The following is a 14,878-nucleotide window of genomic DNA, read 5'->3' as shown; positions in this document are numbered from 1 at the left end:
AACGATTGAAATTCTTAGAATACTTACTGCACTTAGAAGAATTCATTGGATGGCCACTTGCTCAGTTTGACTACTGGAAATGATTTGTTAAATTGAATTAGAGTTTGTTATGGTTAACAAATTCTAAGTGCAGTGTATCATTAGGTCAATTTGATGAGCGGCCTATAGAAGCCAGGCGTGAGGCCTGCTTCAGATCTTGCCCTGTCATTAAACGGGGGTTTGAGTGGTCCTTTAAAATGTTGTTTAACCAATTGCTGAAAACGTGGCTCTGGTCGGATGCGTTGTCTGTCACACATAAAGCGGAACCATTTAGCGCCAAATGCAACGTGGCCTTTCTCATCGCGGTAGATGATATGCAGGACACGGGCTGTGTCTTCATCGCCAGCGGCGACGGCCTTTTCAATCATATAGGGCGTGATGTCGAGGCCGCGTGCTTCCAATACCAGCGGGATAATTGCCAGACGAGCCAGCAAGTCTGTGCCGGTAGACTGAGCCGTCTGCCAAAGCCCATCATGAGCGGGCAGATCTCCGTAGGCATGGCCTATCTTTGCCAAACGCTCTTGAATGAGGGTGAAGTGTTTTGCTTCTTCCAAACCCACTTGTACCCAATCATCATAGTAGGAGCGCGGCATGGGAATGTTGGTGAAGCGGCCAATCAAATCCCAAGTTAAATCAACGGCGTTGAGTTCAATATGTGCCAGTGAGTGGAGCAGGGCGACTTGCCCGCTTTTATGTCCGCCCTGGTTTCGTTTGGGCATATCTCGCGGGGGTAAAAGTTCTGGCTTTGCTGGTCTTCCAGGACGATCTGGCATGGGTTTTTCGCCAGTGCCACGGGTGATGGACAAAGCTCCTTTGAACCATTTATTGGCCACGTGGTAGGCAAGTGCAACTTTGAGATCCAAATCTGGTGTTTCAAGAATTTGGCGCGCTCCGTCCTTCAGCGACTTAACCGTTACGTCTTTGGGTAGGGCGAGATGCGCTTGGCCTGCAAACGCATCCGCACCATTTTTGCCGGGTAGTTTTGGCATGATTTCACTGGCTCAGAATTTTGAGTTCTTCCAAGACCTTTTCTACGTGGCCCGGTACACGGACTTTGCGCCAGATCTTGGCAATCTTGCCATGTTTATCTATGAGAAACGTGGAGCGTTCAACGCCCATGTACTTCTTTCCGTACATGTTTTTCTCAATCCACACGCCATAAGCCTGGCACAATTCCTTGTCTACATCTGCCCCAAGTGTGACAGTTAGCCCATGTTTCGCCTTAAACTGGTCATGCTTTAGTGGTGTATCGGGCGAAATGCCGACGATTAAAGCACCATGTTTCTCAAATTCAGCCGCGTTTTCGGTAAAGGCGATTGCCTCTTTTGTGCAGCCCGGCGTGTCATCCTTTGGATAAAAGTAAAGGACGACAGATCGGCCAGCATGATCTGATAGGGTGAACTGGCCTTGCGAATCTGTTGCGACAATAAAATTCGGTGCAGGCATACCTTCCTGCGGTAGGGAAGATGTCGCTTCTGTCGTGTTGGGCATTCTTATACTCCTTGGGCGGCCTTTTGCCTCTTAGGAGAGGCGTATTGTGTATGTGGTGTAGGTCTGTATTTTGCCTTACAGGACACCCATGATCACGTAATGCTAGCGGCAGGTCCTGATTCGAACAAACTCGAACTTGCTGCAAAACAGGGAATAAGATTCTGTCTGCTGATGTTGGGAATACAGCTGAGCTGGAGAGCTCCTCTCTGCCACGCCGTTTTAAGCGACGCGTGACTTGGGTCGTTGTAAGTGCCTGTTTGTGTTTGGTTATCGCTTTGGGCAGTTACAGAGTTCTTACTGGGCCTGTTTCCATCCCCTTTCTTGTCGACTGGGCCACTCAGCAGCTGGAAAGCAAAAGCATCAGTGTGACTGTTGGTGAGGCTAAGTTTGATTTTCTTGGGGAGAACGGAAGCCGGATTATTCTTGAAGATTCTCTAATTCGCATCAAAGGCCGGACATCCGCGCTTGTGTTGCTTCCAAAAACCGAAGTTGGGATCAATCTCTCCGGTTTATTGCTCGGTAATCTTGAAATTACGAGTGTGGCGTTGGAGCGTCCGTCTGCCACTATTAAACTGGCCAAAGGGTCTGATCCTTTGCCGCGTGTACAAAACCGTGTTGTGGCGATTGACAAGTTTAGTGTGATCGCGGCTGAGGAATTGAAACGTTGGCATCTGGAGCAGGTGTCCATTGATTATGGGCGACTGGTTGTCAACGCACAAGGTGAAGAGTTCGTCGCTGATGGCATCGATGCAAATGCTGTGTTGCTGGATGATCTTTCCTTTGCAGTGACCTCCAATATAGTGGGTAGTCAGGGCGATTGGTCCTGGAACTTGAAGCGAACTGTTACGCCGGAGACCGGGCAAAGAAACATCAGTGTGACTGTTCGCGATGCGTCCTTACGCGATATTTTGCCCACGCATAGTTTTGCGCAGGACGATAAACTTGCGAATACGCGCTTGTTTGTGGAAGCCAAAGCGGAGCTGGGTGCGGCGGGAGAATTTTTGGGTGGCAATATGAATGTGCGCACCTCTCCGGTGTTTATCCGCACAGCTCCTGATAATTCGCTGACAATAGATGAAGGGTATCTTGACCTTAGCTTACAAAGAGACAATCCTGATATAATCGTTGGCCGGTCTTACCTTCGTCGCCAGAACACACGCGTTGTGTTTGGTGGAAAGGTGAGCCCCCCAGTTACTGATGGTGCAGATTGGACGTATTCTCTTGGCTCTCGTGAGATCGTTCTAGCCCCTGTTGACGTTAATTACCCTCCATTGGTCTTTCCTGATGCCTACGCCTCCGGATCGTTTAATCCTGAAAATACGTTATTTTCCGTTGAACGCGCGCGCGCTGTTGGGCTTGATGCGGACATCAATGTAGCTGGCTCTTTCTATTATGGAGATGGTGGACCTTCGATTGCCCTTTCGGTCTTTAGCCCCAGCTTGAGTTTTGGCGAAGTGCTTCAAGTCTGGCCGACTGTTACAGCACCGAAGACCCGTGACTGGTTGTTGCGTCATTTGGGTCCTGGTCGTGCAGATAACATAGCTCTTGATTTTGCCTTGGGCCCTGACGCTTTTGATGGAAAAAAAGAAACTCCTGCCTGGCAGGGAGACGGTATTTCAGCCCGTTTTGACGTGATTGATGGCTCTGTGAAAGCGTTGACTACTTTACCCCTGCTGACCGATGTTAGTGGTGTTGGGAAAATTGAAAATGAAGGGTTCAGTATTTCCGGTACAAATGGCCGTTTTAAGATGCAGGACGGGAATATCGTCAAGGTTCCTGAGCTCCAGTTTAATATCAAGAATATTGCTAAACCGGGAATCAAAAACGCGGAGCTGTCGGTTCAGCTTACAGGGCGGGTAGATGATCTGGGCGTCTTGGCAGATTCAAAGCCAATCAATGCACTTGAACGGTTGAAAGTTGTGCCTGCTGATCTGACTGGCACCGGTAAGGTGCGTGTGGAAGCAGCCTTTCCGCTGGAGAAAGACGTAAAGATCAAAGATGTTGACTGGCGCGCTAACCTGGTCCTTAAAGGCTTTTCCAGCAAAGCGAAGATCTCAGGGCAAGTCATTGAAAATGCAGACCTTGTTGTGCAAGCCGATACCAATCAGACCCTTATTTCTGGTAATGGTAAACTTAATGGCTTTCAGTCTGAAATTGATCTGAGTACAAGCCGGGATGGCAATGGTGTAGATGATCGTCAGGGTGTCACTTTCGTTGCGAAGGTGCAAGATCTCAAGCAATACGGTGCGGATCTGACGAACTATGTGTCAGGTCCGGTTAAAGTGAGTTATGAAGATAGTGGCGGAGCGCAGGCGTTTGAACTGGACCTTGCAAAAGCTGCGATCAATATCTCCGAAATCGGATGGAGCAAAGCCTCCGGTGTTGCTGCAACTGCTCGATTCCGTGTGACAACCTCTGGCAATGCTAAAACACTGCACAACTTCTCCTTCCTCTCAGAAGGGGTTGAGGTGCGTGGTAATCTGAAGATCGATGGCAATGGCAAGCTTATACTTGGTGATTTCTCTGCCTTTAATTTGCGGCCGAACGACAAAGCCAGAATGACCCTTCGGCCACGTAAAGGTGGCGGGTACAAAATTGTTTTGACTGCAGATCGTTTTGACGGACGCTCTCTCATCGATCAATTCGGATCTAACAAGGCAGCAGCATCCGGTAAGCGGAAGAACGGTCTGGTGGATGTCGATTTGACATTTAGGCGTTTGACGGGCTTTAGAGGTGTGCAGGCGTCGAATGTGCGTGTGGATGGGATGTTCAGAGGCAGCAGTCCTCTTCAGCTGTCGATCACAGGTGCAACCTCCAGCCGAGGCCAGTTTAACATTACAGTCAGCGGAAAAGGCAAGGGTCGGTCGGGAAAAGGCAAACTGAGCAATACTGGCGAGTTTTTGCGGTTTATGGATATTTTCCCGCGTATGCGCGGTGGCAGTGGCCAGCTTGATGTCAATATGCCAAGCGATACCAGGTGGATAGGCCAACTTACGGTAAAAGATTTCTCGATTACAGAAGACCCGGCGATCCGCGCCCTTAAGGGCATTGAGAATAAGAAGCAGAGAAGCAGGCGGCGGTCTGGTAATGAAGAGGTCTATGCCGCTGTCGTCAATTCTGGTGAGGCTTCCTTCAAGAAAATGCGTATCGACTTTGCTCGCACAGGTGATGTTGTTGATGTTACTAAGGGAACGCTGAGTGGTGCCATTATTGGTGGTACGTTTAGCGGTGCAGTTAATTTGCGTACGCAGAAACTGAATATGACAGGTACGTTTGTGCCAGTTTATGCGATCAATAATTTGTTTGCGAAGCTGCCAATCATTGGCCTGATCCTTGGTGGAGGATCATCTGATGAAGGTTTGTTTGGTGTGACCTACAAATTGTCAGGCACATTCGATAGTCCTAAGTTCCAGGTGAACCCGGTCTCGGCGATAGCACCAGGTGTGTTCCGTCGTATATTCGAGTTCAAACAAAACTGATTTATGCGACGATCGTGTGCGGTGCCAAGCCAGCTCTGAAAAAGAGCCTATGTCCATAAGAATTTTTGATGTGGAGTTGGCACTAAAAAAGCCGGAGCAATGCCCCGACCTTTATTTTAAATGCTCTGTATGATCGCCTTATACAGGTTTGATCAGAACGTGTTTTTTCTTGCCAAGTGAGAGCTTAACAACGCCATCCTCGGTCAGATCAGCAGCAATGATCATACGCGTATGATCTTGCTCAGCTTTATCGTTGATACGTACGCCGCCGCCTTTCAGGTTGCGGCGGGTTTCACCGTTGGAGCTGCAAAGGCCTGCGGTCACATAAAGACCAAGAACGCCGATGCCTGCTTCTAGGTCTGCCCGCGGAACCTCAATGGTTGGCAGGCCAGCTGCATTCTCACCTTCGTCGAAAGCTTTGCGAGCTGTTTCAGCAGCATCTTCAGCAGCCTGACGGCCATGGAGGAGAGCTGTTGCTTCTGTTGCGAGGACTTTCTTTGCATCGTTGATTTCAACGCCTGTGAAGGCGCCAAGGCGTTTAATTTCGTCCATAGGCAGAACTGTGAAGAGCTTGAGGAACTTTTCGACGTCACTGTCTTCGGTATTGCGCCAGAACTGCCAGTAATCGTATGGGCTTAGCATGTCAGCATTGAGCCAGATTGCGCCTGCTGCTGTTTTACCCATTTTGGTGCCGGATGCCGTGGTGAGCAGCGGTGTTGTCAGCGCGAAGAAATTGCTCTCTGTCATACGGCGACCAAGGTCTACGCCGGACAGAATGTTGCCCCACTGATCGGAACCACCCATCTGAAGGCGACACCCGGTGCGGTTATAGATTTCAACGAAGTCATAGCCCTGCAGGAGCATATAGTTGAATTCGAGGAAGGAGAGGTGCTGTTCCCGTTCCAGTCGCAATTTAACGCTGTCACGCTGGATCATCTGGTTAACGGAGAAGTGACGACCAACATCGCGTAGGAAGTCGAGGTAGTTCAACTTCATCAGCCAGTCAGAGTTATCCATCATGAGGGCGTCGTTTGGTCCGTCGCCGAATGTCAGGAACTTTTCGAATACGTGTTTGATACCAGCCTTGTTGGTCTCAATGATTTCATCCGTCAGAACCTTGCGGCTCTCATCTTTCCCCGTTGGGTCGCCAACGCGGGTGGTGCCGCCACCCATTAGGGTGATTGGACGGTGGCCGGTTTTCTGGAACCAGTAGAGCATCATGATCTGTACGAGAGAGCCAACATGCAGGCTGGTTGCTGTACAGTCGAAGCCAATATAAGCGGTCACAGTTTCTTCAGCGCATAGCTTATCGAGCCCTTCGGCGTCGGATAGCTGATGAAGGAACCCGCGCTCGTCAAGGGTTTTCATGAAGTCTGATTTGTATGCGCTCATTGCCCCAACCTATTCAGTCTCAAAGATTTTGTGAGTTTGGATAAGGTCTATAGCGGAGATTTGTGGGAGGGTCATCCGTTTTTCGGTCAGATAATCCTTCTGTTCCTGAGCTTTTCTCCGAAGATGGCGAGGAATGTTGGTTTGGAGAGGTAATCGAAGCGAGTGTTTGGAGGTTTGGTCTGGAGGTTGCCAAAAGAAAACCCCGTGTCCTTCTCGAAGGGCTAACGGGGTTTTGCTTTTTTGGGTTGGATCGCCGCGACTTACCTTAAAGGTTTATGCTGGGGCGTTTAATATGATTACCGCCCGCGTTCGTCCGGTTTCGATCCATGCTTACCGCTTGATGACGCTCGGTCGTTCAAGCTGTTGTCTTCTTGTTATATACAGGTCTTGCGCAGAGGGTTTTACTGAACGTTATCTGTTCCATTAAAGCCATGCAACCCACTGATTCGGTGGAGACATTCAGTACTCCTCTTGTTGACCTGTACTTAAGATAGGAGGACTTAAGCGTTGTTTCAAGTGCGGGGATAGATTTTGTTTAGCGAGAGCCTAACAGGGGACATCGCATTTGAAATAAGTGCAAAAAAGAAGGCGACCGCAATTGGCCGCCTTGAAGGTATGTGGGTCTCATCAACACGGTCAGATGCCGACAACCTCCTGCTATTAAGCGGAGTTTCGTGACGTGCCGATGACAGACTATGTTTGCGTTGATGTCTGCGTGGATTTGAGTGGAATACGCGATGTTTGCGTTATTTATGCAAATCCGGAATAGGAGTGTCGTGAGAAGACAAAACCCCCGGAGATTTCTCTCCGAGGGCTGAATGCTTAATTCAATTCAGGCTCACACCTGAATGAGACTTAAACAGAGTAGTACATGTCGAATTCAACTGGGTGAGGGGTCATGTCTGTGCGCATGACTTCTTCCATTTTGAGTTCGATGTATGCGTCGATCTGATCGTCGTCGAATACGCCGCCTGCTTTGAGGTAGTCACGGTCTGCATCAAGGCATTCCAGGGCTTCACGCAAAGACGCTGCTACAGTTGGGATCTCGGAGAGTTCCTCTGGTGGCAGGTCGTACAGGTTTTTGTCCATTGGTTCGCCAGGATGGATTTTGTTCTTGATACCATCAAGGCCGGCCATCAGCTGTGCAGAGAACGCCAGGTACGGGTTCGCTGAAGGATCTGGGAAACGAATTTCTACGCGCTTGGCTTTTGGCGAGGTAGAGAATGGAATACGGCAAGATGCAGAACGGTTACGGGAAGAGTACGCCAGAAGAACTGGAGCCTCATAACCTGGAACCAGACGCTTGTAGGAGTTTGTGGACGCGTTGGTGAACGCGTTCAAAGATTTTGCGTGCTTAAGGATGCCACCGATGAAGTACAGAGCGCTCTCGGAGAGGTCTGCATACTGGTTGCCCGCAAAGTTTGGTTTGCCGTCTTCCCAAAGGGAGAAGTGACAGTGCATGCCGGTGCCGTTGTCGCCAAAGACTGGCTTAGGCATGAAGGTCGCGGACTTACCGTAGGCGTGTGCAACCTGATGAACTACATATTTGTAGATCTGCATATGATCGGCACACGTTGTCAGGGTCTGGAACTGCATACCAAGTTCATGCTGAGCTGCTGCCACTTCGTGGTGGTGCTTTTCAACTTTAACGCCCATTTCCGACATAACGGAGAGCATTTCAGAACGGATGTCCTGCGCACTATCGATTGGTGGAACCGGGAAGTAACCGCCTTTGGTGCGTGGACGGTGACCAAGGTTGCCGGACTCATATTCGCTGTCCATGTTGGACGGCAGTTCAGAAGAATCCAGTTTGAAACCGGTGTTGTATGGGTCAGCTGCAAAGCGAACGTCATCAAAGATGAAGAATTCCGCTTCTGGACCAACGAATACAGTATCGCCAGCGCCACATGCTTTCACATAGGCTTCTGCGCGTTTGGCAGTCATGCGTGGGTCACGGTTGTAACCTTCGCCGGAAACTGGGTCTAGAACGTCACAGAAGATTGACATAGTGGACTGAGCGAAGAACGGATCGATATGAGCTGTTTCTGTATCTGGCATCAGCATCATGTCGGAGTCGTTGATTGCTTTCCAGCCACCGATGGATGACCCATCAAATGCAACGCCTTCAGCGAACATGTCTTCGTGTACCTGGGAGATATCCATTGTGACGTGCTGCAGCTTGCCGCGTGGATCTGAAAAACGAAGATCTACGAACTTAACGTCTTTTTCTTGAATTTCTTTCAAGATATCAGCGGAGGTTGTCATAACTTCCAATTCCTCATGTGAAAATCGCCAGTGGCGTCGTGTTGTTATTTTGAAGCCCAAGCCTTGTGGAATTGTCCCCCCAATGGCGTGGCCCTCGTTTATCCCTAAGGAGATTTTAAATTATACGGCGTCTTCGCCGATCTCACCGGTCCGAATGCGAATGGCTTGTTCTATGCTGGAAACAAAAATCTTACCATCACCAATGCGACCAGTCTGTGCGGCATCGCGGATGGCTTCGACAGCTTTTTCGACAAGGTCATCGTTGAGTACGATTTCGACTTTCACTTTCGGCAGAAAATCTACTACGTATTCGGCGCCGCGGTAGAGCTCGGTATGGCCCTTTTGGCGACCAAACCCCTTTGCCTCAGTAACGGTGATCCCCTGAAGACCAACTTCCTGAAGTGCTTCTTTCACTTCATCCAGTTTGAACGGCTTAATGATTGCCTCAATTTTCTTCATGGTCGTCACACTCCCAGTTCGTCTTGTATTGCTTCGTCCGCTGGCCTTGCATGCGCGTGCAAGTGACTAGCAGGTGTGCAAAAAGTTCGTACTTCAAAACTTACGGAAATATGAATGCAGAAACCGTGCCAGTTTTGAAATTTTCTTAAAAAGCCACTAATTCGGGCAGTTTGCCCCTTAATTAGTAAGGGAGCATTGGTCCTGAAATATATCTGCTGCTTAATCGATACTCATGATGGTTAAAAAATAGGCAAACTACTATTTGTTCATCTCGCTAGAATCTAGGAGGTAGTCGCGCGGGGCTGCTGACGCTATTGTGTTTGTAACAAGAGCTAAGGAGTGGGTAATGAGGTTGGTTTGTCTCGACCATGTGGTTCTTACTGTTCACGATGTTGACCGTGCTAGTCGTTTTTATCAGGACGTGCTTGGTATGGATGAAGTCATTTTCGGTGGTGGCCGGCGTGGTCTTCATTTCGGGCAGCAGAAAATTAATCTGCAACCTGTTGATGTGGAGCATGAGCCTTTGGCGCAGCTGCAGGTGCCTGGAACGGCTGATCTTTGTTTCATTGTTGAGAACCTAGATGCGGCCATTGCCCGGTTGGGTGCAGCGGCTGTTGCGATTGTGGAGGGGCCTGTTTATCGAACAGGTGCGAGCTCGCCATTGCTTTCCGTCTATATCAGAGATCCGGATGGCAATTTGATTGAGTTATCCCAGCCTCAGGATGTGGTTATTGCAAGTGATGACCGTGCTGAAGTGCGCTTGAAAGAGAAACCTGCACCTAAATCGAATCGCTAAAGCGGGTAGGGTGCATTTGTATTCAGCCGAACGAGTGGGGTTGGCTTGCTATGGCTGCATGAGGGCTGCTTTTGCAGCCTTCAAGTTTTGTTTTATGCGGGTGATGAAGCTAGGGGAGCCTCTTGTTCTTGAGAGCTCTGCGCTGCTGTTGTGCATGTAATTCTGAATGCAATGTCCTAGTTGCATTTTTACCTCAGAATACCTCGCGGTAAAGTTCTGCTCCCATACGTTTGGTATCTTTTCAGTTTGTACATGACTGATCATGGGGACCAATAAAAAGGCCGGTAAAAACCGGCTTAAGTTATTGTTTGTGATGGGGCGGGTCTTTGAGGAATTAGCTGCGGTTCATCGGGGCCGCCATTTCCATTTTTTTGTCTTCTTCCATCTTGGTCATGAGCCCTGAAATGACTTGCCGGGCTTCATCAGGTTGGCACAATGGGTCTGAGATGAAGTTGCTGTTGATGAGCTCTTCCGCTGTGCCACGGACACTTATGTCCAATAGGGTTGAGAGGTTCACAAACTCAACGTAGGCTGTTTCTCCGCCCTTACCGAAGTTGCCCAGTGCGCCTGCAATAGCTGGATCATCTGTTTGATTGAGAGCTTGATATTCAAGTGCTTCACCGCGGCGCTCTATGCCTTCCAGCTTCGAGTGCATCGCATAGGAGAGGGCTGCTGCATCTCCGGGGTTTTGTGCTGCAAAGAGGTTCTCAGCGTGCTCACCTGACCGACGGGTCATCTGGCCAACGGCGGGGGTGTCTTGCGCCTCGCTGGCTCGTTGTTTTTGAGGAAGAGACAGCAGAGCTTCGGGGGCAGAGTATGCTGGCGTTCCAACGGTAACTGGATCCTGCTCAATGATAGCTGCGCACCCAAAGTCAAAGATCTTGATGCTCTGGTTTTCCGTGTCATACAGCAGGTTGCCGCCTTTGATGTCGCTGTGGCTGATACCTGCCTGTGCCAGATGCTGCACGCCACTTAGAACATCTCGCATGATGAACTGAACGGTTCCCCAATATTGGGAATGGCTTAACTTGTTATTTGTGTAGAGCTTTTCTGCGGTGTTGAAGAGCTTACCCGCTTCGCAGCCTTCCACATGTTCGAGCGCAAGACCACGAACGCCCTGAACCTCTTTGATGCCCATACCTTTGACGACGTTGTCATGTGGCCCGATTTCAGCAAGCTTTTCGTAGATCTGGGCTTCTTGTTCCAGAGCTTTCCAACCGTTTTCAGAGTTTGCGATTTTAAAGGCGAAGGACTTGTTGTCTTCTTTGACAAGGTAGACTTCGCCATAGGTACCGGCACCAAGGCGTTTGGCGGTTTGTTCCAGAGCGGTCGTATCAGCATTGTAAGGCGCATCAGGATTTGCTGTGCTCTCCATAGAGCTGGTGTCATTTAACCCGCTCATGGAGGTCGCTAGGCCTGATTGGAGGGCTCCCGTGGTTGAGGGAGATTGAATGCGGCTTGCCAATGTTTGTGTGGATGCTGTTTCCAACGCTTTAACGTTCTTGGATGCAACTGGGGTTGAGTTTTTTGATGTTTCAACTGAAACACCGCGTGCTTCCAGTTTTTCTGACTTTTGCGGAGCGATTTTTTGCTGAGCGCTTATATCGCTTTGGAGCGAGTTCTGATCAACTGGACTATGCTTTGGGGAGCTGACGGAATGCATGGGTGAAGACCTTTACAGGCGAATAGAAGTCGCGCTCCAATCCGGGTCAACGGCTTTGGAGGTTGAGGAGGATTTCAGTTCAGAGAATTGCGCGCAGACTTGTTCGCGAATTTGCATCAGATTTACCAAGGTGTTTTCCAATGCAATATCGTCTGTTTGTTGAAGGGTCGCTTGTGCATTCAGCTGTAGGTCGCCAGTTTGAGATAGTCCGAGGAAAGCTCCGCGCAGGAGTTCCACATTCTGATTGATCTCTAGTGCGGTCTTTAGGGTGTTTTTATCTTCTGCAGGAAATAGACTGGTGCTTATATAGATAAGGTCGGAGTCTTCATTGAGTTCCACTGACCACCGACTGCCGTTTGCTTCTGCAATGAGAAACAGACCATCCTCGGGCTCTGTGGTTAAGCCCAGGCGTTGTGAAAAGCCGTTCATCAATTGGGCGTAGTGGGCTCGTCTCTCGTGCATGTTGTTGTTATTTTCCTAAAGTGGGCGCTGGCGTCATCATTTACTCAGGAAGTCACTGTGAAAACTGTGCCTTTTAGCACTAGGGTGGGCTTTGTGACTTTTCGTGATCGAAAAACCCAAGCGGCAGTTGGGTAATGATGAACCAAAATCTAACGGATATTAGGTAATTAATTTCTCAGGACATTGCCGAAAGAGAATTGGAGAGCTTCATGCATGAGTTATTGACGCCGTTGCAGATGAAGAAGGCCGACCGGCTGACGATCGAAGGGGGAATTCCCGGCATTGAGTTGATGCATAACGCTGGCAAGGCCGTTTTCGAAGTCATGCGACAAATCCTGCATCCGTATTCGCGAGTTCTGGTCTTGTGTGGTCCCGGTAACAATGGGGGTGACGGATTTGTGGTTGCGCAGCTTGCTCACAATGAGGGCTTTAACGTCTCGGTTGCGTTGGTCGGCAATCCAAAAGCTCTGAAGGGAGACGCAGAGCTTTCCTATGAGGAGATGGAGCTGGATCTCATTTCTCTAGAGAATATGCGTATGGCCCTGGATGAGTTGGGCGAGGACGATGTGATTGTTGACGCTTTGTTTGGCGCCGGGCTTAGCCGTGGTCTTGATAGTGACCTGCTGGAGATTGTTGCTCAGATTAACCAGAGCCCGGCACAGTGCCTCGCAATTGACCTGCCTTCCGGTGTGAACGGGAAAACTGGTGCTGTTTTGAGTGAGGCGGTGCGTGCGGATATGACGGTAACGTTCTTCCGTGCCAAGCCGGGGCATTATCTCTTTCCCGGTCGTGCCCATTGCGGGGAAGTTATCATTGAACAGATTGGGCTTGAAGATGAGGTGCTGAAGCATATCGGCCCGACGGCCTATTACAACTGCGATAAAATTTGGGGAACGGTACCTGATCTTCCCGAAGTTGCAGGGCACAAATACAGTCGCGGGCATACGCTGGTTGTGAGTGGACCCAAGTTTTCGACAGGTGCAAGCCGACTGGCCGCGCTGGGCGCACAGCGAGCAGGCAGTGGCCTTGTGACTGTGGTGGCGCGTGAGCAGGCTGCCTTGATACATGCTGCGCATCTGACCAGCGTCATGATCCGCCCTGCGGAGCGTATTGCGGACTTTGAGCAGATTTTGGAGGATGAGCGTCTCAACTCGGTTGTGATTGGACCTGCAGCTGGACTGGGCCGGGAGACGCAGGAGCGTGTGGTTGAGTGCCTGTCCGGTGAGCGGGGTGTTGTTCTAGATGCTGATGCGCTTATGTCGTTTGAGGAGGTACCTGCATATTTGTTTGAATATATCGCGGGCTCTTCTTGCCGCGGAAAAGTGGTCCTGACGCCCCATGAGGGCGAGTTCTGCCGGCTATTCCCTGATCTGTGTGATCCAGCCTCTGGGTATTGCAAGGTTGAACGCACGCACAAAGCGGCAGAGCGCTCAGGTGCAACTGTGGTTCTTAAGGGTGCAGATACTGTTATTGCGGATCCTTTCGGCAATATATCCATCAATGCCAGCGGTACGCCGTGGTTGGCGACGGCTGGGTCCGGTGATGTTCTTGCCGGAATCATCGGTGGTTATCTTGCGCAAGGGCTGGATGGGTATGAAGCTGCCGCAAAAGGTGTGTGGGTTCATGGCCGTGCTGGAGAGCTGGCGGGGGCGGGTTTGATTGCCGAAGATGTGATTGCACACATTCCCAACGTGCTGAGTGAACTGGTGGAGTATCTGGGGCACTTTTAGAGCGCACGCCTTGCAGGGCGTCTCCGTTTTGAGTGGAGCCCTGTTTTTTCTGCGCAAATCGGCTAAATGCCTTGGGGCGTTGGTTGGGAATCATCAATATTTGTGATATAAATCTGAGTAATGTGATGAGCATCAATTTATGAAAGCTGAACTGCGTTAGGAAAAGCGTGTACGAGATGCCAGTTTCGCATTTCGTTGTCTACTTGACCTTCCCATCCGGCTTTTTCATCAGGCATTCACCGGAATTTTATGGATTTATAATGAGCAAGACCACAAAGCATTCAGAAGCTTTGCGCAGGATTATTGATGCGCTGGCTCCTTTTAAGGATCACGATGCCAAAATGCAGGTTTCTACCGTTTTGACGCTTTTGGAGATAGCAGCCCATCAGGAAGAGGGGCAGACGCTTCATCCTCACGGACTACAAAAGAAGATCGGATACCAGTCTGGGACTGCGACCCGAAACATCTACTATTGGTGTGATGGTCATAAAGATGTGCGCGGTGGTCATAACTATGCCCGTGTTGCCGCAGATAAATCAGATGGTCGCCGCCGCGAGCTGTATTTGACTGAAACAGGCACAGCCTTTGTGCGCCGGGTTACAGAACCCCTGAGTGAGTAAAGGAAATTTATTTTCCTTAATTTCAAGGATAGGAAAATACTGGAGCCGGAGGAGGGACTGTTTGAGTACAAACTTTTCCTAGTGGATTGAAATAATGCACAGGTTCATTGCCCTAAATGAGGCGGAAAACCAAGAACTGGGCATAAACAGCGTATTAGGCTGTTGACTTCCATCGGGTTCCCATTTAGCTACCCCTCCAACGCGGCTGTGGCGAAATTGGTAGACGCACTAGATTTAGGTTCTAGCGGGAGACCGTGGGGGTTCGAGTCCCTCCAGCCGCACCATATCCCCGGTGATACGGTGCATAAATAAACGACCGTAGCTTATCGGAAACGGAAAAGTTGAGGGCGTTGTCGAAGTTCGGTTTATGCTCACCTGTTCGTCAGGCGGATAAGAGCTGAGGGATTTTCTCCCAAAGCCTCTCCCTTCTACGAAATTGGTGTTATGTTCACCGTACGGGGATAAACCATTTTTGGTTTGTC

Annotated in this window: 11 protein-coding genes and 1 tRNA gene; 5 read left to right on the top strand and 7 right to left on the bottom strand. The window is 49.9% G+C overall.

Translation table 11 applies throughout. The features are described 5' to 3' along the window. Positions 1 to 140: 140 nt before the first annotated feature. Positions 141 to 1,028 (bottom strand): ferritin-like domain-containing protein, encoded by an 888-nt coding sequence (locus BLS62_RS13300; RefSeq protein ID WP_093181511.1) that lies wholly within the window; start codon positions 1,026 to 1,028, stop codon positions 141 to 143. Positions 1,029 to 1,032: 4 nt separating this feature from the next. Continuing rightward, positions 1,033 to 1,530, bottom strand: coding sequence for a peroxiredoxin (locus BLS62_RS13295; RefSeq protein ID WP_208990846.1), 498 nt, complete (start codon positions 1,528 to 1,530; stop codon positions 1,033 to 1,035). A 275-nt stretch (positions 1,531 to 1,805) separates the two neighbouring features. Between BLS62_RS13295 and BLS62_RS13290 the strand changes: the two genes are divergently transcribed. Then, a complete protein-coding gene (locus tag BLS62_RS13290; protein ID WP_208990845.1) occupies positions 1,806 to 5,009 on the top strand; it encodes a YhdP family protein in 3,204 nt (1,067 codons plus the stop codon). A gap of 138 nt (positions 5,010 to 5,147) precedes the next feature. On the opposite strand, the gene tyrS is transcribed toward BLS62_RS13290, so the two are convergent. From tyrS to BLS62_RS13275, 3 genes are all read right to left on the bottom strand, one after another. Further along, positions 5,148 to 6,401 (bottom strand): tyrosine--tRNA ligase, encoded by a 1,254-nt coding sequence (gene tyrS / locus BLS62_RS13285; protein WP_093181509.1) that lies wholly within the window; start codon positions 6,399 to 6,401, stop codon positions 5,148 to 5,150. An 855-nt stretch (positions 6,402 to 7,256) separates the two neighbouring features. Next, positions 7,257 to 8,666 carry a type I glutamate--ammonia ligase gene (glnA, locus tag BLS62_RS13280; protein ID WP_093181507.1) on the bottom strand — a complete coding sequence of 470 codons (1,410 nt, stop codon included), beginning with the start codon at positions 8,664 to 8,666 and terminating at the stop codon, positions 7,257 to 7,259. A 120-nt stretch (positions 8,667 to 8,786) separates the two neighbouring features. Next, positions 8,787 to 9,125, bottom strand: a complete 339-nt coding sequence (locus BLS62_RS13275) for a P-II family nitrogen regulator (protein ID WP_093181505.1) — start codon at positions 9,123 to 9,125, stop codon at positions 8,787 to 8,789. Between the two features lie 346 nt (positions 9,126 to 9,471). Here BLS62_RS13275 and BLS62_RS13270 point away from each other — a divergent pair, with 346 nt between their 5' ends. Next, positions 9,472 to 9,921, top strand: coding sequence for a VOC family protein (locus BLS62_RS13270; protein WP_093181504.1), 450 nt, complete (start codon positions 9,472 to 9,474; stop codon positions 9,919 to 9,921). Between the two features lie 334 nt (positions 9,922 to 10,255). On the opposite strand, the gene BLS62_RS13265 is transcribed toward BLS62_RS13270, so the two are convergent. Together BLS62_RS13265 and BLS62_RS13260 are read right to left on the bottom strand one after the other, a co-directional pair. Continuing rightward, positions 10,256 to 11,584 (bottom strand): protein kinase domain-containing protein, encoded by a 1,329-nt coding sequence (locus BLS62_RS13265; protein WP_093181503.1) that lies wholly within the window; start codon positions 11,582 to 11,584, stop codon positions 10,256 to 10,258. Between the two features lie 12 nt (positions 11,585 to 11,596). After that, positions 11,597 to 12,046, bottom strand: coding sequence for a type III secretion system chaperone (locus tag BLS62_RS13260; protein WP_208990844.1), 450 nt, complete (start codon positions 12,044 to 12,046; stop codon positions 11,597 to 11,599). Positions 12,047 to 12,255: 209 nt separating this feature from the next. On the opposite strand from BLS62_RS13260, the gene BLS62_RS13255 reads away from it, so the two are divergent. The 3 genes from BLS62_RS13255 to BLS62_RS13245 all read left to right on the top strand — a co-directional run bounded on the left by BLS62_RS13255 (position 12,256) and on the right by BLS62_RS13245 (position 14,680). After that, a complete protein-coding gene (locus BLS62_RS13255; protein ID WP_093181499.1) occupies positions 12,256 to 13,776 on the top strand; it encodes an NAD(P)H-hydrate dehydratase in 1,521 nt (506 codons plus the stop codon). A gap of 260 nt (positions 13,777 to 14,036) precedes the next feature. Then, the gene (locus BLS62_RS13250) at positions 14,037 to 14,396 is read left to right on the top strand and encodes a PH domain-containing protein (RefSeq protein ID WP_093188884.1); all 360 of its coding nucleotides are present in this window, start codon (positions 14,037 to 14,039) and stop codon (positions 14,394 to 14,396) included. Between the two features lie 201 nt (positions 14,397 to 14,597). Beyond that, a tRNA-Leu gene (locus tag BLS62_RS13245) sits at positions 14,598 to 14,680 on the top strand. The last annotated feature ends 198 nt before the right edge of the window (positions 14,681 to 14,878 follow it).

Origin of the sequence: Pseudovibrio sp. Tun.PSC04-5.I4, assembly GCF_900104145.1 — a bacterium.
Classification (GTDB): Bacteria; Pseudomonadota; Alphaproteobacteria; order Rhizobiales; family Stappiaceae; genus Pseudovibrio.
The sequence above is the reverse complement of the archived record's forward strand: the minus strand, read 5'-3'. Positions and strand labels throughout refer to the sequence as shown.